The following is a 21634-nucleotide window of genomic DNA, read 5'->3' as shown; positions in this document are numbered from 1 at the left end:
TCAGCCGGCTGTTTTTGTATCTCCAGAAACAGTCGGCTGCGAAATTACGGGTGAAGATGCTGAGTTTAAGTTTCCTTGTTCAACAACTTCTCCACTTGTTTGAGAGCTATAGCGCCGACGTTGTACGCAGCCCAGCCGCCCGCCAACAAGACGGGACTCAATACTATTAGTATGCGCCAGTCAAAATCCATGAGTTCTCCTCCTAAAGTTTTTTAACAAATTCTCATAATCTATTTGTATCTCATTTTGTCGCCATTCTCCTGACTCCTCAAGCAAATATTGTCGCCGAAAAAGTTCCTCCACAGCACTCGCCATCGCGCTTGCAGAACATCGCTCCGCAGGAATTGATCTCGCAACTGGCTGCCGTGAGGTCGTGAGGTTCCCGCTACACCAATTATCCCACAATCTGTTTCGCAATCCCTTCCACCACCTTAGTTAGAGGGTCCTTAGGGAAGTGCAGGGCAAACACCCCCTTGCTGGCGAGCAGCATCATCTTGTCGCTGTGGGGCAGCACCCCTGCAACTGGGATGTTGTAAATACTCTCTACTTGCTGCTTCAAATCCTCGAAATCCAAGGATTCTGGAGCTTTGTTGATCGTCATCAAAATCTTGGGAACTTCCAATTTGCGCGCCACATCTACCGTGACAGCCGTTCCCTGAAAATCTTGCTGATCCGGGCGCAAAATCAGCAGCAGAATGTCGGAAATGGTAATGCTGAGCAGGGTTTCTTCGTTGAGCCCCGGGTGCGTGTCGATAAATAGGTAGTCTAAGTTCAGAACGTCGATCAGTTCTTGAAAGCCGTCGGTAAGCAGCCCCACGTCGTAGCCTTCCCGCAAAACTCGCGCTATCTCCCCTGCTTTAATGCTCGAAGGAATCAGGTAGAGGCTGCCGTTAGTGGCTAATTTTGGCAGCAGCGAATTCACATTGTAGGCAGTATCCGAGATGGGACACCTGCCCCACAGGTAATCGTTCAGGCAGCGATCCATGTTGCTCTCGCTGAAACCGAACAGCACGTGAATCCCGGGCGATTGAATGTCTGTGTCCACAATGGCGACCCTATTTCCGCCGCGAGCGATAATAGATGCCAGATTTGCAGTAGTGTTAGATTTGCCAGTTCCGCCCCGGTAAGAGTGGACAGAGATGATTTTGGACATGATATGCGTATTGCAAAGATTGAACAATTATCTATTTAGGGCTTGCTGAATAAAAGTAGAAATCCGACCAGATAAGGGGTTCAAGTTTTTTTGGCTCTACAAAGCGTGCAAGTTATAGGATTATAGAGGCTCAAAACCCTTGCACCTTGGTTGTTCGTCTCTGGCTTGCATTTGGGAATTTAGCAATAAACCTAATATTTTTCAAGCTGTGTACCCTCGTTTTTCCACTACGTACACTTTTTCAGCAAGCCCTATTTAAGTCTAGTCATTTATTGACTTTGAAGTTCTTGAGATGCTTGACTTTTATATAGACAGGTTGATGATGTCTGTCCTCTATAGGTGTGAACCCTGGTTAGCTGCGAAGTCTGCAATCCATCAGATTCTATAAACTAAGGAATTAATCAGAGGCGTACAAGACAGTAGTCTACAACTAAAAGCAATCTCAACAACCTTATTCGTCTAGAGAGAGGGCCCAGTAGTTCGCCCAGTAGCCGTAACAGCCTACAAACCGAATGTAAGTCATATTTGACTGTATGTTCTGCTCAGACTATCAGGGTAAGAAACTGCGATCGTCAATTATGATACAATTCCAGATGCCGTCGAGTTGTCTGTCATTCTTCCTTTTCCCCCAAATCCTCCTTGTCTGCTAAATTATCCATCTTTTCATCTTTGAGCCTCTTTTCTTCGATCCGGCGCTGCCGCATCTGTTTTGCTTTGGCTTGCAAATCGCTGAACTCCTCCTCTGGTTTGGTTTCGGTTGAACTAGCACCCATGCCGGCATCGATCGCGATCTCGGTTTTTGAGCCGCTTTCCGATGCAGTCGCGGCGGCGCGCTGCTTCTGCTTTTTGACTGTTTCCTGCAACTGAGCCAAGTAGTCGTCTGTCTCACTTTCGGCCTTGGGAAGCTCTGCGGCACCGTCCGTTATTTCTTGGGGCTTTGAAGGTGCTTTTTCTGAGATTTCTGTTTTGCTATTCCTCAGTTGCTCTGTCTTTCGCTGCAAGTCTCTAAAGAAATCAGATTGTATAATTTCTGCGACTTCCTGTTCTTTTTGGGCTTGGTCTATTTCTATTTTGAAGACTTGTTTTACTCGATCGCTAATTACCTTACCATATCCTGATTTATTAAATCTGTCTGCTGATACAATGCTGCCGCCAGTTAGGATTAATGCTAAGGCTGGCGCTGCCACAGGCACCCACCCGGACTGCAGAAAAATCCCAAAGCCACAAGCAAAACACCCGGACAGCATCGCTCCGAATGTCAGCGCCAACCGTGCGGGGTGAGCCATCCGCGACGCCACTGTTCCTCCCACAATTGACCATCCCGAAATCCACAGGATTTCTATCCATTCCGGCCAAAACCAAAACTGAGGTCTCTTGTCTAAAACAGCACTCAAAATTTGGCTAATTACTTGTCCGTGTACCACGATACCCGGCATAAACTGGTTGTTTTGCTGTCGCGCACTGTAAGGAGTATAAAAGAAATCTCTCACGGTTTCTGTGGTGTAACCGATGAGAACTATTTTATCTTTCACTAAATTTGGGTCGATTTTACCTTCTAAAACATCCGCAATTGTGACTTGGTTTGCGACTTGCCGCCGGGAACGATAGTTAATTAGTATTTGATATCCCCTGACATCGGCATTTGTATATCCTCCGTCATTGCTTTTTAGTTGTTTTAATTGGCTTTTTCCCAGCCATAAAGATTGATCGGGCGCCAGTTTGGGAAAGATTTTTTGCCCTTGCAGGTAGCGGAGTGCTAGCTGGAGGTTGAAGGAAGCTAAAACTTGAGAACTGTCATTACACAGATGTTTTTGGGTGGAGGATCTACCCTGAATTTTCGGCGGTTTCATAAATAATAAAGCCTTGCGCAGTATGCCGCCCGGATCGACTCCGAAGTCGGCAAATCCCACGCGGTTTTCTGGTATTCCCGGCGGCGGCGGAGAACCGGGATTGTCCGGGCCCCCGTTGGTGACTAAACATACCCCGATAATTCGATCGCTTTTTTGTAAAACTTTACTTAATTCCTTGCGCCCGTCTCCTAAAGGTACGTCTCGCAGTATGTCTAAACCGATGACTGCCGGCTGCATTTTGTCCAGTTTTTGTAATATTTCAGCTATTTTGCGATCGGATATTGGCCACTGTTTCAGTTTCTGAATGTCTCCTTCGGTAATCCCCACAACTAGCAAGCGCGAGTCTGGCTTTTCATCGGGACGCCACCTCACCATTTGGTCGTAAGCGCTGATTTCTAATGGCTCGAGTATTCCTAGGTGTCGGGCCCCCATCAAGGAGAATGTTACTGCCGCGCTGGCAATTAATACAGACCTAGCAAATAAGAGTGATGGTTTATACATTTGACTCAATTGAGTCGCTGCCGATCGAATTTTGTTAGATATTTTACTCATTACCGCAATATAAAATTTTGACGGGTTTCACCGAACAGCAGTTATTGTGCTTGCAGCCACCTACACGAGACTTCCTCCATCTTAGAGCACCCGGAAACTCCGACCGCTTTGTAACAAAATTTTACTGTCGGTCGCGAGGGAATGTGCCTGCAATCGCAGTCGCAACCTCGCTCGCTGGATTTGCCGTCCTGAAAATCCACTTGCCGATCGCATAAATTAATGTTATTGATATGTCAAGGTTCCAATTGTGTATCTGCGCGCTCGACTCGACGCTCAAAAATATTTGTCGCCACCAGGGGATGCCTGTGTTTGCAACATTATAATGAAAGGTACAAAAAAATGAAACGTTTTATACATGGGGCTATACTTGCGCTCGCCTCCGCTGCGATCGCAGCTACCGTCCCCAGTTCGCCATCGGGAGTGCGGGCACAATCCCAGCCGATGGTGCTGAGTCAGAATGTTAATTTCCAGCCTCCCGATGTCACAGCCCCCGGGAACCGACAAGGAGCGACACATCGCGGCAGCAAGCTTTGTCCGGCGGGTTTATCTATTACTCCTTTGGTGCCTCCAACTAAGATCGGTTTAACCCTCACAGAGTCTCCCACAATTTTTGTCTACGTTCCTCAAACCTCGGCAGATATAGAGTTTACTTTGCTGAATGAAAACGAGGACAAAGTAATTTACGAAAAAACATTTAAAGTTGAGGAATCCGGGATTGTGGGAATTAGCATCCCTGCTACGGGCGACAACCACAAATCCCTGGAAGTTGGCAAGCGATACGTGTGGTCGTTTTCGATGATTTGCGAACCCGACGATCGATCGGCAGATTCAGTGGTTAAAGGGTTCGTGCAGCGCATAGCACCCCAGGCAACTCTCAACAGCGATTTAGCAAATCCCGACCCGATAACTAGGCTCAACGTTTACGCCCAAAATGGGATTTGGTACGAAACTCTCGCTACTTTAGCCGAATTGCGCCGCCAGACACCGTGGGATGCGAGGCTCAGGGCCAAGTGGACGCAATTGTTGCAGTCCCAAGGACTGGAATCAGTCGCAGCTCAACCGCTGGTTGGACCTCTTTAAAGCTCCCTATTGCTAGAAGTTTTTTCCGCCCGCCGGTGGCGCTCTGAAAATTGACAAATTTACCCGATCGCGCCCGGGGTGAACACTCCGGGCTAACATTAGAGACGCGATCGATAATATCTCTACAAGTTGGTGAAAAAATGAAACGTTTTATATATTTGGCTGCGATTGCAATAGCTGTATTTGCGATCTCCGTTACTCTCCCCAATTTACTCCCACCGATGCAGGCTGTGCCTGCACCAATTCTCCTGAGTCAGAATGTTAATTTCAAACCTCCAGATGTCACAGCCCCCGGCAACCGGATACCGGGGGCCCATCGAGGCCCTGCTTGTCCGAAGGATTTATCTATTATTCCTTTAATACCTGAAAAAAAGGTTGGTTTAACCCTAGCAGAGTCGCCAACATTCTTTGCTTACGTTTCTGCCAATTCGACTCAAGTCGAGTTTATTTTGCAAGCTGAAGATGGAAAAGGAACCGAGGTTTATAAAACTACTTTCAAAGTTGACAAACCAGGGATAGTTGAGGTCAGTATTCCTGAAACAGGATCTCGCCAAAAACCTATTCAGGTTAACCAGCCATATCAGTGGTCATTTTCGGTGGCTTGCAATGACGATTCCTCGGGGAATTATTTTGTGTCAGGGTTCGTGCAGCGAATTGAACCGCAGGAAACTCTCAAGAAGGATTTGACAAATCCCGACCCTATGGCTAAGGCGATCGCTTATGCTAAAAATGGGATTTGGTACGACACTGTTGCTACTCTAGCCCAAATGCGGCGAAGAACACCCGATGATGCGAGTCTCAGGGCCGAGTGGACGCAATTGTTGGAGTCCCAAGGACTACAATCAGTTGCCGCTCAACCGCTAGTTCAGTCTTTTTAAGCCTCCCTATTTCTCAAGGTTTTGTCTTGTCCTTATTCCTAGGATCTGAAAATTGACAAATTAAGCCGATAGCCCGCGCTTGATTCAAACTCCTAGCGAGGAGTAAAAATGCCAACCCAAATTTTTTTGTATGCGGTAAAAAAATGAAACGTTTTCTAAATAAGGCTGCACTGGCGATCGCTGTATTTGCGATTTCCGTTACTCTCCCCAGTTTGCTCCCACCGATGCAGGCCGTACCTGCACCAATTCTCCAGAATCAGAATGTTAATTTCACACCCCCAGAGGTCACAGCCCCCGATAACCGGCAAGGGGGAACGCATCGAGGCTGTCAGTTGGGCGAGGGTTTATCTATTACTCCCTTAATACCTGAAAGCAATATTGGCTTAACGCTAACAGAGTCGCCAACATTTTTTGTATATGTTTCTCAACCGGCGGCTCAAGTAGAGTTTGTTTTGCTAAACGAAGATGAATCCGAAGTAGTCTACGAATCTAGTTTAAAAATTGACAAAGCCGGAATTGTGGGAGTTAGCCTGTCTGACAAAGGCAAGACAAAAAATATTGAGGTTGGTAAGCGATATGTGTGGTCGTTTGCACTGGCTTGCGATCCTCAGGAGCGATCGGGAGATTATATTGTTAAAGGATGGATGCAGCGAATTGAACCGCAGGGAACTCTCAAGAGCGATTTAGCAAATCCCGACCCGAGGGCGAAGCTAATTGCTTATGCTAAAAATGGCATTTGGTACGAGACTCTTGCTACTCTAGCCCAAATGCGCAGCCGCGCACCCGATGATGCGGGGATCAAGGCCGAGTGGACGCAATTGTTGCAGTCCCAAAAACTAGAATCGATCGCCGATCAACCCCTAGTTCAGTCTTTTTAAGCCTCCCTATTGCTCGACGAGGCTTTCTCTTGTCCTTCTTCCTATTATCTGAAGATTGATAAATTAAGCCGATCGCCTGCGCTTGATTCAAACTCTTAGCGATGAGTAAAAATGCCAGCCCCAACCTTTCTTCTATGCGGTTAAAAAATGAAACGTTTTGTACATGGGGCTGCACTGGCGATCGCCGTATTTGCGATCGCACTTACTCTCGCTAGTTTGCTGCCACCGATGCAGGCCCAGTCTCCGCCTACTCTGCTGAGTCAGAATATTAATTTCAAACCTCCAGATGTAGACGCCCCCGACAACCGACAACGAGGAACGAGTGCCGGCGGCTCCCCCTGTCCGGCGGATTTATCTATTATTTTTTTAATGCCTCCAAGTAATATCGGTTTAACGGTAGCAGAGTCGCCAACATTCTTTGCCTATGTCTCTCCCCATTCAACTCAAGTCGAGTTTACTTTGCGAGCTGACAATGACAAAGAAACCGATGTTTACACAACTACTTTCAAAGTTGACCAACCCGGGATAGTTGAGGTCAGTATTCCTAAAAAAGGATCTCGCCAAACATCTATTGAGGTTAACAAGCGATATCAGTGGTCGTTTTCGGTGGCTTGCGATCCTGCCGATCGCTCTAATGATTATTTTGTTAAAGGGTTCGTGGAGCGCATTGAACCGCAGGAAACTCTCAACTAAGACAGCAGGAGTCCCGCGCTCTACCGATCAAGGTGAGCGTCGGGAGGAATGCGCGTGAGTGAAGAGATCCACCCCTGACCGAAACCGACAATCTTTATATGTTGGAAGGGCAGGGGTGGTCGAAGAACGAACAGATTCCTGATCCTACCCCTTGTTTTTACTATCTTCACGAGATACAATAATATCAGAGTACGCGCGTGACAATGCCCCAAGTGATCACCGCCAAGCTGAAACTAAACCTGACCACCGAGCAAAAAGCCTTGGTGTCTCAGACTGCTTTAGCTTACCGGGATGCTCTGAACTATACTTCACAAGTCGCTTTTGAAGCGGGTAGAACCAGTAATGGCGCTAAGTTGCAGAAGGCTGTCTACAATGAATTGCGAGTTCAATTTGGGCTTGGAGCGCAAATGGCTTGCAATGTCCCCAGACAAGTATCTGCCACCTATAAGACCCTTTGGTCTAAGGTAAAACAATCTAACGATGCTATCGCTAAAGGTTACACAAAGAGGCGGTATAAAGGGCTAGATAAACCCCCTAAATACATTTCTCGAACCTGTACCCTAAACTATCAACGGGACTACTCTTTTAAGACCGAGCAGCAAGTGAGTATTATCACGCTGCAAGGTAGAATAGTAGTCCCGTATGATGGCTACAACAAGCATCTAGATTTAATTACCAAGGGCGCTAAAATTGGAGCCGCTAAAATTGTCTATCAGCGTTCTTCTAAGGTCTACTACTTAATGGTAAGTATTGAAGTAGAAGTACCTGAAATTAACCCACTAAAAATAACCAGAGTCTCTGGTGTCGATGTGGGTATGCGCTACTTAGCAGTAGAAACGGACTTACAAAATAAGTCTAAATTCTACTCAGGAAAAGACGCTAGACACAAAGCCAACCGCTATCACAAAGCTAGACAAACTCTTCAGCGTAAAGGCACTCGTTCGGCAAAGCGAAGACTAATCGCTTTATCTGGAAGAGAAAGACGGTTTATCGCTGATGTGAACCACCAAATCAGCAAGGAAATTGCAAAGCCTAACAGCCTGATTGGACTAGAAAACTTGACCGGAATCCGAGATAGAACTAAGTCTAAGTCTGGGAAGAAGGCTAGCAAAAAACAGCGCAGAGCTAATAGAAATAAGGCTAAATGGTCATTTGCCGAATTGCACGGGTATATCGACTACAAAGCCAATCTAAATGGTTCGTTAGCAACTAAAGTTCCGGCTCATTATACATCGAAAAGTTGCCCTAAATGTGGACATACTTCGGATGCTAATAGACCTAACAAAGGACTATTGTTTCGATGCGAATGTTGTAGTCATGAGTTACACGCTGCAAAGGTTGGTGCGCGAAATATTGCAATGAGAGCGTTGCTTGTCCGGCAAGACTGGATGAGCACTCCTGAGCTTGTCAGCATCCCCTGATGTATCGAGCGGTGAAACCAAAGCCCAAATCCTGCAAAGGTTTTCCCAATTGCGGTGGAGTTCTGATACAAGCCCACATCATAGCGGTACTCCGCTTGATGATGGGTAGTTGACAAAGGATTTGGCAAATCCCGACCCTATGGCCAAGGCGATCGCCTATGCTAAAAATGGGATTTGGTACGACACTCTGACTACTCTAGCCCAAATGCGGCGAAAAGCTCCTGACGATCCGAGTCTCAAAGCAGAGTGGACGCAATTGTTGCAGTCCCAAAAACTAGAATCGATTGCCGATAAACCGCTAGTTCAGTCTTTTTAATCGAGACTATTCACCCAAATCCCAAATCTAAAATCGCTTGATGACTAATAACTCTCCAACAATTCTAGCCCTTGATTTTGACGGTGTGATTTGTGACGGACTAATCGAATATTTCCAAACAGCTTGGCGCAGCTACTGTCAAATCTGGAAACCAATCGAAACAGTCCCCGATCCAGATTTAGCTTTGAGTTTCTACCGAGTGCGGCCAGCCATCGAAACCGGCTGGGAAATGCCGCTGCTGATTCGCGCACTGCTGACAGGAATTACCGAAGAGCAAATTTTGCTGGACTGGCCAAACATTGTACCCCTGTTATTGACCGAAAATAATTTAAAAGCCCAGTCTGTCGGCGCAATGTTAGACGGACTGCGCGATAATTGGATTGCTGAGGATTTAGCTGGATGGCTGTCTTTGCACCGCTTTTATCCAGGAGTAGCCGATCGCTTGCACTCGTTACAGGAGAGTTCGGTGAAAGTCGCGATCGTCACAACCAAGGAAGGCCGTTTTGTGCGGGAACTTTTGCAGCTAGCGGGCGTACAAATGCCGTCGGAGTTAATTTTTGGGAAGGAATACAACAAGCCGAAACACCAAATATTGCGGGAATTTTTGGCAGCATCTGGCAAAGATGCGACTATTTGGTTTGTGGAAGACCGATTAAAAACTTTGCTCTCGGTGAAGCAGCAGCCGGATTTATCTCAGGTGAGGTTATTTTTGGCTGATTGGGGTTACAATACTTTGGCAGAACGGGAATCTGTGGCTCAAAATCCACCAGTTCAATTGCTTTCTCTGTCGCAGTTTGCCGGAGATTTTGCCGATTGGCTGCCCGACGAATGTTGATGTTAGATTTGTTGGGAGGTAGGTTTTTTCGCTTAGCAGAGTCAAAAAAAATCCCAAAATTTTACACTTTTTTTGTTGACTTTTGCGGCACTGACATGGTATTTTTAAATAATGGGATGGTTGGAAAAATAATATTTTTGAACAGATTCCCATTATAAGATAAATATAACAGGAATTTCCCGAAAAAGCAAGGATATCGACAAAAAAAATCAACTTTTTCATGTCGGTGACGAGCATAATAAAATAGGTTCGCAGCATCGGAATGCAAGTCCTTCTTTCGCTCGGACTTGCATTCCGATGCTGCGAACCAATCTGAGGATTAAAACCAATGCTCGATTTAACTAAAGCAGCCAAGGCAATGCAGGGAATGAGCCAACATTTGAATGTGGAAGCTCAGGCGGCTCGCCAGCGTTTGGAAGTGGCTCAGAAGTTGCTGGTCAAGGCGGCAGCGGGACAGGAAAATTTGGTAGAATTGCAAGAGAGTTGGAGCGATCGCACTTTATTCAATGCAGCCACGCCGATCGAGCCCTTAGACGATCGCACCTACATCACCGCACCCCCCGCCGCCCACACAGTCTTCGCCACAGACGGATCGCAAATTTCGCCCAGCCATCACGAAATAGCCTACTGCTACCTGCTAAATGTCGGCACAGTCATGCTGCACTACGGCCAAAGCCGCCACCCTGTTTTAGACAGCGTGCCCGAAGTTTTCTACAAACCAGAAGACTTGTATGCTTCGCGGCAGTGGGGCATTAGAACCGAAGAGTGGATGGGATACCGGCGCGGCGTTTCCGAAGCCATCGCCCTCGCGGAAATGGGCTGCAATTGGGCAAAATTTAACAACAATCAACTACCCGCGCCAACTTTGGCAATGGTAGACGGTTCCCTGATTTATTGGTTTTTGGAACAGTTACCCAGCGAAGCGCGCGATCGAATTTTGCAGCCAATTTTAGAAGCTTGGGACAAATTGCGTGTAGTAAAAATTCCCCTATTAGGATACTTGAGCGCTTCTCGCAGCAGCGAAAGTTTATCTTTTTTGCGGTTTCAAGCTTGCACCCACGAAGTACCAGACTGCATGACAAACTGCCCCAACGTTGGATTTTCCGCCACCAGTGCTTTCGACGCAAAAGCACCTTGTCAAGAATTTGAACCCTTGCGAGATGCCGTCTTCTGGGCAACAATCCTGTCCCCCGGACAAAGAAGCCCGTTGTGGAAATCCCAAGCTCGAATTTTAGATTTGTACGGCCTTAATTCCGTCTATTTCTGTTACGTTCACGTCGGTACAGAAATTGCTAGAATAGAAGTGCCGGAATGGGTAGCACAAGATGCAGGACAGCTAGATTTAGCCTTAGGAATGATGCTGGCTCAAGTACACAAAGGCGGCGGCTATCCAGTAACGCTAGCAGAAGCCCACAACCAAGCAGTTGTCACCGGAGGCGATCGAAGTAGTTTTTTCGCTTTGTTAGAGCAGCAAATGATTAAAGCAGGTTTAAAAAATGTCGGCATTTCTAATAAAGAAACCCGGAAGCGCGGCAGTATTGCTTGAACTAAAAATTAGAGTTAAAAATGTTATATGCCCATAGAATTAATCATCTTAATAGCTTCCTTACTTGTATCTTGGCTGGTGTTTAATTGGGCGTTTAAAGTGTTGAAAGCCAGCATCGGCACAGCGATTGCTATAGCAGCAATTGTGCTGGCGATGCAGTTATTATTTGGGATCGGGCCAACTCAGCTTTTTCAACACATCACTCACCTGCCACAAACCCTCTCGAAAATAATTTTTGGCCGGTGATCCGATTTGAGATTTCAGATTTGAGATTTCAGATTTGTTCTCTCATCTAAAATCTAAAACCGCAAATCTGCCGACTTTAGGAAAAATATTCCTTTCTCCTTACTTCCTTCGGTCAACTGTCAACTGTCAACTGTCAACTGTCAACTGTCAACTGTCTAACTTCCCAGCATTTGCAACTTGTACAAACTGGCATACAAACCTTCTTGCTGCAACAATTCTTCGTGACTGCCAGACTCTACTAACTGCCCGCGTTTGAGCACTAAAATGCGATCGACATTTCGGATAGTCGAGAGCCTGTGCGCAATGATTATCGCCGTTCTGTCCGCCATCAAACGCTCCAAAGCCTCTTGAATCAAAGCTTCCGTCCCCACATCCAAACTAGCAGTCGCCTCGTCCAAAACTAAAATACTGGGATTGCGAATAGCCGCGCGAGCAAACGCTAACAACTGCTTTTGTCCCCCCGAAAGATTGGTTCCCCTCTCCCGCAATTGCGTGTCATAACCTTGAGGTAACTCTTCAATTAAACGGGCAACATTCGTCTTTTCTGCTGCGGCTTGAATCTCCTCAATCGAGTAACTTTCTCCCAAGCTAATATTGCTCTTCACATCGCCAGCAAATAGAAAGCCATCTTGAATAATCACACCTACGTGTCTCCGCAATTCTGCTTGAGGCAAATCGCGAATATCTATACCATCGATCAGAATCCGTCCTCGCGTGGGCTCGTAAAGGCGGCACAGCAGACGGATGATCGAACTTTTGCCCGCACCAGTGGGGCCGACTAATGCTACTTTTTCGCCGGATTTGATGGTAAAATTCAGGTCTTGCAGAACATATTCATTTTCTTTGTAGGCAAACCACACATTGTCAAATTGGATTTCTCCTGATGCGGCTTGCTTTGATTCGGCATGGGAAACTAGGGATTTTTGATTGTTAGCTGATAGACGATATTCAGAAGTTACAGGAGTGTGATTGTTGTCTACCAATTCTGGCTCATTTGAAGATAAATTATAAGCAAGTGCCTCTGGATGACCGGCCATCAGCAATGGCGAATAATATTCCCTTCTTCCCTCTTCCCTCTTCCTTCTTCCTTCTTCCTTCTTCCTGAAATCCGTTAAATCCGTTAAATCCGTTACATAATCCGTTGCCGAACTTCCTTCCTTCTCCCCGCTAGTTGGATCTTTAATTTCGATCGGCTCGTTGAGAATATCGCTAATTCGTTCGACGGCGGTAAATCCTGCTTGAATCGCAGTAAATTTCTCGGCAAATTGCCGCAGCGGATCGAACAGACGCTGAGCAAATAAAATAAATGCCGAGAGAGTACCAAAGTTAAGAGTACCCTGCAGAACGTTTTGACCGCCCATCCACAAAACGGCTGCGATCGCCACTAAAGCAATCCATTCTAATGTCGCAGATACCGCAGAGTCGTAAAAGATAGTTGTGTCAACTGCTTTAATGTAGCGTTTATTGGTGACGCTAAACAATTCTGAGTTGAATCTTTCGCGGCGGAATAGCTGCACTACGCCAATACCAGTCAGGTTTTCTTGCAGTTGTGCGTTGAGATCGGAAAGTTCTTCTCTGGTAGTGTAATTCGCGAGGCGATATTGGTACTGAAAATAAACGATAACGGCGGTAATCGGTATCATCATCAGCACCAACATTAAAGCTAGTTGCCACTGCATGGTAAACATGAAAATGGCAATCACTAAAATTGAAAATAAATCGCTGACAATCCCGATCGCCCCTGACGAGAAAACCTCTCCCAAAGCTTCCACATCGCTGGTGAGGCGAGTCATCAATTTACCTACAGGAGTGCGATCGAAAAATCTCACTGCTAGCGATGTGACGTGGGCGAACAAATCATTTCTAATATCAGTAGTAATAATTTGCCCTACTTTCGTGACTAAATAGCCTTGAACTGATTGCAGTGCCAATCTAAATGCTATAGTTAGCATGAGCAATACTGCCAAAACATTTAATGCAGCAGATAAAGGCAATCCCCGCAAAAATTCATAGGTAGGTTCCGCTCGAATTACCGAAATGGCCTGTCCGATCAGAATCGGTTGAATTGCTCCTGAGACTGCTAGCGGTACTAATAGTGCGATCGAAATAATCAGCAAGCGTTTGCTGCGGGTTGCGTAAGATGCCAACCTCATGAATAACCGCCAGTCTGTATCGCGGCGGGGTTGGTTTTCGGTGTCTGCTACTGGTGAGGAAATCGTCATCGATCGCAAAAATGGTACAATACATCCAATTAATAATTGTAACAAATAGAATCAGTTAAGTTAGGCGATCGCCCTCAGAAGAGAGAAAATCCTTTTTGCTGTTTGGAAGCCTCAGCAGCAAGCTAATTGCGAATATTTATCAAGATTTACGGCATTTAATACTTCGTAGGGTGCGCAATGCGCACCTTACATTTAATACTTCGTAGGGTGCGCAATGCGCACCCGATCGCGTTTAAATTACTCGCATCACAAATTAGCATTATTGTCTGCTGACAACTACGAAGTTTTTTGCAATTGCTTGTTAACCTTGATAATCTTCTTGTCGAAATACTGTTGTCGGTGTCCCAATCTTTTAGCCACTTCCAACCCTTTTTGATAAGCTTCCAAAGCTTTATCGTAAGCCTTCATTTCCTGATAAACTTGACCGAGATTGTCGTAAGCATTCATCACTCCGTACCAATTGTAAGCCCGTTCTTCCAACAGCAACTGCATTTGATAAATCCGCAAAGTCGGTTCTAGCTGTTTTTGCGATCGGTAAAGCAATGCTAATTTATCCAAAGCTTCGCTAGCTTGGGCGTACTGTTGAATGGGGAGGGCTAAATTGTAGGCTTCCTGATAGTATTGAGCTGCTAAATTGATTTGACCTATAGTTTGGTAATCGTTGGCGATCGCAATTTTGAGCGGCGGTATCGCAGCCGGGTTTTGCAGGTTGAGATACACTGATGCTAGTTTTTCCCGGGCTGCGATCGCCTTTAGGGGTTGTTTCGACTGCTGGTAAACATAGGCCAACTGTCTCAGAGTATCTACCTCAGTGGGAGGAGTTACAGGCTGCGGCGGCGCGCCATTTCCCGCCGTTACAGCAGCAATTGGTACAGCAGCATTAGCAGCAAATACAGCGCGGTTTTCCTGAATTAAACTTGCCAATTCCTCATACACGGGAGCAGCTTTATCGTAACTCAACCAATTGATGTGAATAAGTGCGAGATCCTTTAAAATCTGACCTTGAGCCAATATATCTTGATTTTGGCGCGCATTTTCGAGAATTTGTTGGTAAACTTCTACAGTCGGGCCTTTAGCGCGCACCTGCCCAAAAGCCGCAGCTAAAGCCGGGAGCAACTCAGTATTTACCGGCACTTGGGATTTAACTTGTTTGTGAATTGCTTGCAGCCGTTTGGTAATAAGCTGAAGTTCCAGGTTTTTATTGCTACTCCAAGCAACACTTCCCACCCGACTCAAAGCAGCAATTTCCGTCGCCGGGCCAAGATACCTGCGCAGCCGCAATTCTCGGAACCAAATATCAAAAGCACCAGCCCCATCTCCAGCTTGCAGTTTAGCCGCGGCTTCTAAGTTTAACTGTTCCAAAGCCGCTGTCAGTTCGTCCCGCTGAGTGCTGCTCAAAGATTCAGTAGCTGGTTTTAGGGGATCGGGTGTGGTAATTTCTAGAGGATTAGGAGAAAATTGATCGAGGGCTGGTGGATTAGTTTGGGCGCTAGCAATAGAACCAGCACACAGCCACAACCCAAGCAAGCACCCAATTGGCACAGAATTTCTCATTCTCAAAATGTGGTTGCCGCGATTCGGCATCCCTTCTCGAAACATCAAGTTTTGCATATTTACAAAACGGTATAAATTATGTCACCAAGATGGCACAAAAGCAAACTTTTCAACAAGAGCAACAAAATAAAACTTACCGCACTGAGCAATTATTGGGATTTACAGGCTTTGGGCGATCCTCTTCGTTGGCGTAGCCCCCGTAGGGGCGGGCTTCGCCAACGCATTTTGCGCTTGTGCAGCTTAGCCCTAATTTTATTAACACTTTGCACAGCTTGCACCCCCCCTCCTGCCGTTGCTAGAGACCGCTCTTTTCCTGAAATATCCCTGGACTTTTTAGGCGAGTACGAATTGCCCAAAATCACTTTTGAAGGAGTACCAGTCGGTGGTTTGTCGGGAATCACCTACGACCCCAAAGGTATTAGCGGCGTCACTTCTAAAGCTTATCGCTTTTACGCTCTTTCCGACGACAACAGCGAAAATGGAGAAGCCAGATTTTACAGTCTCCGACTAGACCTCACATCGAACGAACCAGGAAATATTCGCCTGGAAAAAGTTGCCGTTGAAGGCGTTACCTCCCTCAAAAAAGCAGACGGTGAAACCTTCTCTTGGGGTTCCATCAATCCCGAAGGCATCGCCCTTTCTCCCCGCAATTCAGTATTTGTCGCCAGCGAAGGCGTCACTCATGCTGGCATCCCTCCTTTTGTAGGAGAGTTTGACCTCAAAACCGGGAAATTGCTGGGAAATTTGCCGATTCCCAAACGCTACATTCCCGATGCCAGCGATGAAAAGCAGCAGCAAGGAGTGCGGGAAAATTTAGGTTTTGAATCTTTAAGCATTGACCCAGAAACCTTTAGTCCGGGCGGTCTCGATCCGTTTCGTTTGTTCGCAGCTACGGAAGCGCCGTTAATGCAAGATTTCGACCCGGAACAGGCAAGTAAACTGCGTTTTTTACATTATGTAATCGTCGATAAAACGCCGCAATTAGTATCGGAAAATCTTTACAATTTAGACCAAGTTCCCCTGACAGTTTTGAACGGTTTAACAGAATTAGTAACTGTCGGTGGCGGTCATATTTTGAGTTTAGAACGTTCTTTTGGGCTGTCGGGATACAGTGCTAGGATTTATCAAGTAGCGCTTGGGGCGGCTACAGATACTTCGAGAATCCAGAGTTTTAAAGGGCAAGTGACAATGGTCGAACCTGTTAAGAAAAAGTTGTTGCTAGACTTAAGCGAACTCGGAATTCCGCTGTACAATTTAGAGGGAATGACTCTCGGGCCACTGTTGCCCGACGGCAGTCAAAGTGTAGTTTTGGTCAGCGATGACAATTTTGATGAAGCGCAGAAAACTCAGTTTCTTTTGTTTAGCTTAAAAGGGAAATTTTAGGGTGAGGATGCTTGGTATCAGAAACCCGATTTCTCGGAGTCTGAGGTTTGCCAGCGAAGTATTTGGCAAGAAACCGGGTTGGGCACCTCAATTTTGGTAAAAGAAACCCGGTTTCTCCGAGTCTGTGGTTGGCTACCAAAGTATTTGGAAAGAAACCGGGTTTCTCACCTCAAATTTTCTCAAAGAAACCCGGTTTCTCGGAGTCTGAGGTTTAACAGCGAAGTCGTTGGCAAGAAACCGGGTTTCTCACCTCATTAATTCCTGAAACCCTTACTTTTCTAGCTGAAATCCGTTACATCTGATATCTTGCACGGGGCGTCACTTGGGGATTTTTAGTGGGGTGGGGGCGGGTTTATTTAACCTGTTTGCAGGCTTGAAGGCTGTTGGTGAACCCGCCCCTACAGGATTATTGAAAATGGTGCCAATAGGTCAGTTAAATCCGTTAAAAAATCCGTTGCCGAACTTCTTCTATATGTTTACACGCAAAAGCTTAAAATTACCAGACATCGAACTTTCCTACCTAGAATGGAAGTCACAAACAGGGGAAAAAGTTCCGCGTTTGCTGCTGTTGCACGGTTTAGCAGATAGTGCAGTCGTCTGGACGGGCTTGGGCAATTACTTGTCTAACCGCTATCATATTGTAGCGCCAGATATGCGCGGTCACGGAGAAAGTAGCAAACCGAAAACAGGCTATACTTTTGAAAGTGCGATCGCAGATTTGGAAGTTTTGATGGCACACCTCAACTGGCCTTCCTCCCACATTCTAGGACATTCTTGGACGGGAAAACTAGCGCCGATTTGGGCGAGGCAAAATCCCGATCGCTTTTGCAGTATGATTTTAGTAGACCCAATCTTCATCACCAAGCTGCCCGCTGTGATGAAACTCAGCCTGCCAATGGTTTACCGCAAATTAGACTGTCTCAAATGTATGGGCCCGTTTGCAACTTTATCCCAAGCAGAAGCAGCAGCCACACAATCGGGAGAATACGCTGGTTGGAGTGACGCGCAGCAAATGATATTCCAAAACCAAATCGAACAAAAATTAGACGGAAGTTGGGGAAGTAAATTTGTGATTCCCGCCAGAAATCAGATTTTTGCCGAAGTGATGAAAGTTGCCGGTTTAACGGAAAATATTTATATCCCAACTTTGTTCGTACAGCCGGAAAAAGGCGTAAATCGCATGGATTGGCAAATGCAACCCTACAAAACATACTTGCAAAATCTTACCCTTGCTAAAGTACCGGGGAATCACTGGTGTTTTTTGACTCAACCGGATACTTTTAATCAAACTCTGGCAGAATTTTTAGAAGGTCAACAACAGTGAATTTAGAAATTATCGCACATCGGGGATTTTCGGCGAGATCCCCCGAGAATACTTTAGCAGCTTTTGAACTGGCGATCGCCCGTGGAGCTCATTCCATCGAATTTGACATCCAACTATCCGCCGACAGCGTGCCCGTAATTTTCCACGACGCCACACTCGATAGAATCACCGGAGTTTCCGGTAAAGTCAGGGAAACAAATCTGTCACAATTGCAGACACTCAATGCTGGTAAATGGTTTGGCGGTGAATTTTCCCAGGAAAAAATTCCTACTTTAAAAGAAGCCTTAGCTATCCTGAAAAATGTTGACAAATTTCTCTACTTTGATGTCAAGCCGCACTGCGAATGGTCGGATGCAGAAGTCGCGGAGTTTGTCAATACTTTGAACGGTGCAGGAATCAAAGAAAAATGCGTTATTACTTCCTTTAACGACAAATTTCTGGAACAAGTGCGGCGGCTAGATGGCAATTTGGCGATCGGACACATTGTTGCTAATCTAGAAGCGTACAACACTCAATTGTCTCAAGCTGTCGCCTATGGGGATAATTTGATTAGCAGCCTGTATCGCGTTTTGCTGGAAAACCCCGCACTGATTGAAGCAAGCCGCAGTCAGGGAGTTGACATTGTGGCCTGGACGGTGGACGATGTAGAAGATATGCAAAAGTTAATTGATTTGGGTATAACTCGGATTGTCACTAATTGTTTGATATAATTTTTTTTAACCGCAGATGTAGGCGCTTCGCCTGGACGAAGGGTACGCGGATGGACGCAGATAAATATCAATACCTGTAGGGGCGGGTTTCACCAACAATTTTTTATTCACATCCACAATATCTATAAACCCGCCCTCACCAGGCGACTATCTCAAATCAATGAACTACTTTCGACAAAGCATCCACGAAATGTCCGGTTACGTGCCGGGGGAACAGCCACCGCTAGGCACAAAAATTATTAAACTAAATTCTAATGAAAATCCCTATCCGCCTTCTCCCAAAGCCTTAAAAGTGCTTCAGGAAATAGACCCAGAAATGCTGCGGCGCTATCCTGATCCAACTGGCAAAATTTTCCGCATTGCTGCTAGTGAAGTTTTGGGAGTTGCTGACGATTGGATTTTGGTAGGTAACGGCAGCGATGATTTATTAAATTTGATAGTTCGCGCTGTGGGCGAAGCTGGGAAACAGGTTGTTTGTCCCGCGCCTACCTATGTATTGTACCGCACTTTGGCGCAAATTCAAGATGCAGAATTTGTTGAGGTTCCCTATCCCGATGACTACAAGTTACCCGTGGATTTGCTAATAGCGGCCCGAGGTGCTGTGACATTTGTAGCTTCGCCAAACAGTCCCTCGGGAACAGCGATATTTATTGCTGATTTGGAGAAACTGGCTCAAGAGTTATCGGGCATTCTTGTCATTGATGAAGCTTATGTAGATTTCGCAGAAAATAATGCTTTGGAATTGACAAAAAAGTACGGTAATGTTATAGTTTTGAGGACGCTTTCCAAAGGTTATTCGCTAGCAGGATTGAGGTTGGGTTTTGCGATCGCAAATCCGGCGCTGTTGGCTGAGTTAAATAAAGTTAAAGACAGCTACAATGTGGATGCTTTAGCTTATGCGGTGGCGGCGGGTGCGATCGCAGATTCAGACCACAAAACAGCCAACGCCGAAAAGATTAAGGCTTCGCGAGCAAAACTAGCCGTTAGCTTCAAGGAATTAGGCTTTGACGTTTGGCCCTCGCAAACCAACTTTTTGTTAGTTAGGCCGCCAAACGGCGATGCAGAAAGGATTTATCAAACACTGAAAGTACGGGGAATCTTGATTCGATACTTCAATCAGCCGCGATTAGAAGACAAATTGCGGATTAGTGTAGGTACGGAAGCACAAAATCAAATATTAGTTAAAACTATGAGGGAAATCCTATAAATAACGACCGCAGTAAAATAGGTTTGTAGTGAGGACTTCAGTCCTCTGATTGGTATGCAGACTTGCATTCCTCACTACAAACAGCTTGATTACGGATAATTATTAGGATTATCAATAGCCAACCCTGCAGACTGAGCAATATCCAGCAATCTGTTGTCCGCCGAAACAAAAATTAGTTGAGTTTCTGGCTGCGAAAGGAGAGTAGTAGATTGAAAGCGCAAAGCCGACGCTAACTGCACAGAATCATAAGCGCGCAGGGGATGTTGCATCACCAATTCGGTGGCTGTTTCTATCACAGTTGGATCGACATCTATGACTCGGTATTCATTTTCAAAATCCTCCCTAACTTTTTGCACAATTAAATCAAAGCGCTCCGCAGACAAACTTCCATCCCGCAGACGGCGTGCAAAAGCGCTGTGTAACTCCACCCAAGTAATCTGGCTAATAGCTAAATCGTTATCTGTAGCAGGATCGGTAATCGATAAAATCCAGTCACTGCCTATTTCAGGCACGTACCGTTTGACTAAAGCGCTAGTATCGAAAAAATAAGCATTTACCACGGGCCACGATCCTCGATAATGATTTCTGACAGAGGCTTACCTGGTAGCGGTTCCATTTGTTTCATCATTTCGCGCCATTTCTGTTCGCGGCGTGCTAATTCTGCTCGATCGAGCTTACCCTGTTTCTTTGGCAAACGCACCAATCCTCGTACATCCATCAACTTAATCGCCTTTTCGCGATCGCCCTTGACTTCTTCCTGCGAAACTTCCGCTACAATTGTGATTTGCACAGTTTCCCCATCATTCAATAACAAAGGACTCAGGGGACGAAAAACCCCGTTTTCGTAGATAGCAGTAATAGTTTCTGGCATAATTAGCCTCTTAATTAAATGCTTTGACTTATTGTACTTCTTTTAATTACTTCGTTGCGACCACAGCCAAATTCCAAGCCAAGCGCTTCATCAAAGGCAACTTTTTCAAAAAGCCATCCAACTCTTCTAACCGAGAGTATTCCGGTTTCAATCTCTCTTGTTCAATGATAATCTTTTTCCAATAACGCTCCTCATTGGGATGCACTTTTTCTATCAAATAAAAGCGCAAAAAAATCCAAAGCGATGTCAGCCAAAACGTATCGTAAGCCGTCTCCGAAAACAAAGACTTGACAAAATTCACAATATTAATATCCAAAGGAGTTTCATCCTCCGTCCGCACCTCAGTCGCCATTCTGCGGTAAACATTAATCACAGGATTGTGCTTCATCGGGTCCCAAAAACAAGCTTTGCCCCCAGGCTTCAGCACGCGCTGCATTTCGCGAATTGCCTTTTCAGGTTCCGGCAAATGGTGCAGCAAATTGGAAGCGTAAACAATATCAAAACTGTTGTCCGGGAAATCTAGCGCCATTGCATTGACAGTGCAACCTTCTATTTTGACGCCGTTTTTCTCTGCCAATTTCAGCGCCACATCTACCATGCCCTGAGAATAGTCCGCCGCTACACAATGCGCGCCTTTTTTAGCAAAATAAACGCTGTTTTCTCCCGCGCCGCAGCCTAAATCTAAGAGGCGTTTGCCTGTAATGTCGCCCATTTGTTTGAGGATAAATCTATTTTCTGGGGCGGTGCAAGCTTCAAAGTAATCATTGACTCGAATGCCGTCAATATCGATCGTAGATGCCCAAGCATCGTGGAATTGCCGCTCTTTTTTTAATGTTTCTTCTTGCATTTTTTGAATGATTTGTTATTTTCATAGAATTGTTTTAAAACCGCAGATGAACGCGGATAAACGCAGAT

Annotated in this window: 21 protein-coding genes; 13 read left to right on the top strand and 8 right to left on the bottom strand. The window is 45.8% G+C overall.

Annotation, left to right across the window (positions count from 1 at the left end; genetic code table 11):
- Window positions 1–65: 65 nt before the first annotated feature.
- The 3 genes from QUB63_RS11080 to QUB63_RS11070 form a co-directional block, all read right to left on the bottom strand.
- On the bottom strand, window positions 66–191 hold the full coding sequence (locus QUB63_RS11080) for a photosystem II protein Y (RefSeq protein ID WP_332945121.1): 126 nt from the start codon (window positions 189–191) through the stop codon (window positions 66–68).
- 203 nt (window positions 192–394) lie between these two features.
- Window positions 395–1153 carry a MinD/ParA family ATP-binding protein gene (locus QUB63_RS11075; protein WP_332945120.1) on the bottom strand — a complete coding sequence of 253 codons (759 nt, stop codon included), beginning with the start codon at window positions 1151–1153 and terminating at the stop codon, window positions 395–397.
- Between the two features lie 611 nt (window positions 1154–1764).
- Window positions 1765–3504 carry a CHASE2 domain-containing protein gene (locus QUB63_RS11070; protein ID WP_332945119.1) on the bottom strand — a complete coding sequence of 580 codons (1740 nt, stop codon included), beginning with the start codon at window positions 3502–3504 and terminating at the stop codon, window positions 1765–1767.
- Between the two features lie 390 nt (window positions 3505–3894).
- Here QUB63_RS11070 and QUB63_RS11065 point away from each other — a divergent pair, with 390 nt between their 5' ends.
- The 9 genes from QUB63_RS11065 (at window position 3895) to QUB63_RS11025 (ending at window position 11448) form a co-directional block, all read left to right on the top strand.
- Window positions 3895–4635, top strand: a complete 741-nt coding sequence (locus QUB63_RS11065; protein ID WP_332945116.1) for a DUF928 domain-containing protein — start codon at window positions 3895–3897, stop codon at window positions 4633–4635.
- A 140-nt stretch (window positions 4636–4775) separates the two neighbouring features.
- Window positions 4776–5513: a DUF928 domain-containing protein gene (locus tag QUB63_RS11060; RefSeq protein ID WP_332945114.1), complete on the top strand. Its 738-nt coding sequence runs from the start codon at window positions 4776–4778 to the stop codon at window positions 5511–5513.
- A 143-nt stretch (window positions 5514–5656) separates the two neighbouring features.
- A complete protein-coding gene (locus QUB63_RS11055) occupies window positions 5657–6391 on the top strand; it encodes a DUF928 domain-containing protein (RefSeq protein WP_332945113.1) in 735 nt (244 codons plus the stop codon).
- 147 nt (window positions 6392–6538) lie between these two features.
- Window positions 6539–7084: a DUF928 domain-containing protein gene (locus QUB63_RS11050; RefSeq protein ID WP_332945112.1), complete on the top strand. Its 546-nt coding sequence runs from the start codon at window positions 6539–6541 to the stop codon at window positions 7082–7084.
- A 203-nt stretch (window positions 7085–7287) separates the two neighbouring features.
- Complete coding sequence (locus tag QUB63_RS11045) at window positions 7288–8505, top strand: RNA-guided endonuclease InsQ/TnpB family protein (RefSeq protein ID WP_332945110.1); 1218 nt, start codon at window positions 7288–7290, stop codon at window positions 8503–8505.
- A gap of 109 nt (window positions 8506–8614) precedes the next feature.
- Window positions 8615–8821, top strand: coding sequence for a DUF928 domain-containing protein (locus tag QUB63_RS11040; protein ID WP_332945109.1), 207 nt, complete (start codon window positions 8615–8617; stop codon window positions 8819–8821).
- A 40-nt stretch (window positions 8822–8861) separates the two neighbouring features.
- A complete protein-coding gene (locus tag QUB63_RS11035; protein WP_332945108.1) occupies window positions 8862–9656 on the top strand; it encodes an HAD family hydrolase in 795 nt (264 codons plus the stop codon).
- 328 nt (window positions 9657–9984) lie between these two features.
- Window positions 9985–11202 (top strand): DNA double-strand break repair nuclease NurA, encoded by a 1218-nt coding sequence (locus QUB63_RS11030; RefSeq protein WP_332945107.1) that lies wholly within the window; start codon window positions 9985–9987, stop codon window positions 11200–11202.
- Between the two features lie 27 nt (window positions 11203–11229).
- The gene (locus QUB63_RS11025) at window positions 11230–11448 is read left to right on the top strand and encodes a hypothetical protein (RefSeq protein WP_332945106.1); all 219 of its coding nucleotides are present in this window, start codon (window positions 11230–11232) and stop codon (window positions 11446–11448) included.
- A 155-nt stretch (window positions 11449–11603) separates the two neighbouring features.
- On the opposite strand, the gene QUB63_RS11020 is transcribed toward QUB63_RS11025, so the two are convergent.
- Both QUB63_RS11020 and QUB63_RS11015 read right to left on the bottom strand, forming a co-directional pair.
- Entirely contained in the window at window positions 11604–13670 is a 2067-nt protein-coding gene (locus QUB63_RS11020; RefSeq protein ID WP_332945219.1) for an ABC transporter ATP-binding protein, read from the bottom strand.
- A gap of 276 nt (window positions 13671–13946) precedes the next feature.
- Window positions 13947–15281 carry a tetratricopeptide repeat protein gene (locus QUB63_RS11015; RefSeq protein ID WP_332945105.1) on the bottom strand — a complete coding sequence of 445 codons (1335 nt, stop codon included), beginning with the start codon at window positions 15279–15281 and terminating at the stop codon, window positions 13947–13949.
- 21 nt (window positions 15282–15302) lie between these two features.
- Here QUB63_RS11015 and QUB63_RS11010 point away from each other — a divergent pair, with 21 nt between their 5' ends.
- From QUB63_RS11010 to hisC, 4 genes are all read left to right on the top strand, one after another.
- The gene (locus QUB63_RS11010) at window positions 15303–16607 is read left to right on the top strand and encodes an esterase-like activity of phytase family protein (RefSeq protein WP_332945104.1); all 1305 of its coding nucleotides are present in this window, start codon (window positions 15303–15305) and stop codon (window positions 16605–16607) included.
- Between the two features lie 472 nt (window positions 16608–17079).
- Window positions 17080–17931: an alpha/beta fold hydrolase gene (locus QUB63_RS11005; protein ID WP_332945103.1), complete on the top strand. Its 852-nt coding sequence runs from the start codon at window positions 17080–17082 to the stop codon at window positions 17929–17931.
- Complete coding sequence (locus QUB63_RS11000) at window positions 17928–18641, top strand: glycerophosphodiester phosphodiesterase (protein WP_332945102.1); 714 nt, start codon at window positions 17928–17930, stop codon at window positions 18639–18641. Before QUB63_RS11005 ends, QUB63_RS11000 begins: the two co-directional genes overlap by 4 nt.
- Window positions 18642–18801: 160 nt before the next feature.
- The gene (gene hisC / locus QUB63_RS10995) at window positions 18802–19848 is read left to right on the top strand and encodes a histidinol-phosphate transaminase (RefSeq protein WP_332945101.1); all 1047 of its coding nucleotides are present in this window, start codon (window positions 18802–18804) and stop codon (window positions 19846–19848) included.
- Window positions 19849–19937: 89 nt separating this feature from the next.
- Here the strand turns inward: hisC and QUB63_RS10990 are convergent, their stop codons facing one another.
- From QUB63_RS10990 to QUB63_RS10980, 3 genes are read right to left on the bottom strand one after another with little or no spacing between them, the layout of a single operon-like run.
- Window positions 19938–20408, bottom strand: coding sequence for a type II toxin-antitoxin system VapC family toxin (locus tag QUB63_RS10990; protein WP_332945099.1), 471 nt, complete (start codon window positions 20406–20408; stop codon window positions 19938–19940).
- Complete coding sequence (locus QUB63_RS10985; RefSeq protein WP_332945098.1) at window positions 20402–20719, bottom strand: antitoxin family protein; 318 nt, start codon at window positions 20717–20719, stop codon at window positions 20402–20404. Before QUB63_RS10985 ends, QUB63_RS10990 begins: the two co-directional genes overlap by 7 nt.
- A gap of 46 nt (window positions 20720–20765) precedes the next feature.
- Complete coding sequence (locus QUB63_RS10980) at window positions 20766–21566, bottom strand: class I SAM-dependent methyltransferase (protein ID WP_332945097.1); 801 nt, start codon at window positions 21564–21566, stop codon at window positions 20766–20768.
- Between the last annotated feature and the right edge of the window lie 68 nt (window positions 21567–21634).

Origin of the sequence: Microcoleus sp. ARI1-B5 (assembly GCF_036705795.1) — a bacterium.
Lineage (GTDB): Bacteria > Cyanobacteriota > Cyanobacteriia > Cyanobacteriales > Microcoleaceae > Microcoleus.
The sequence above is the reverse complement of the archived record's forward strand: the minus strand, read 5'-3'. Positions and strand labels throughout refer to the sequence as shown.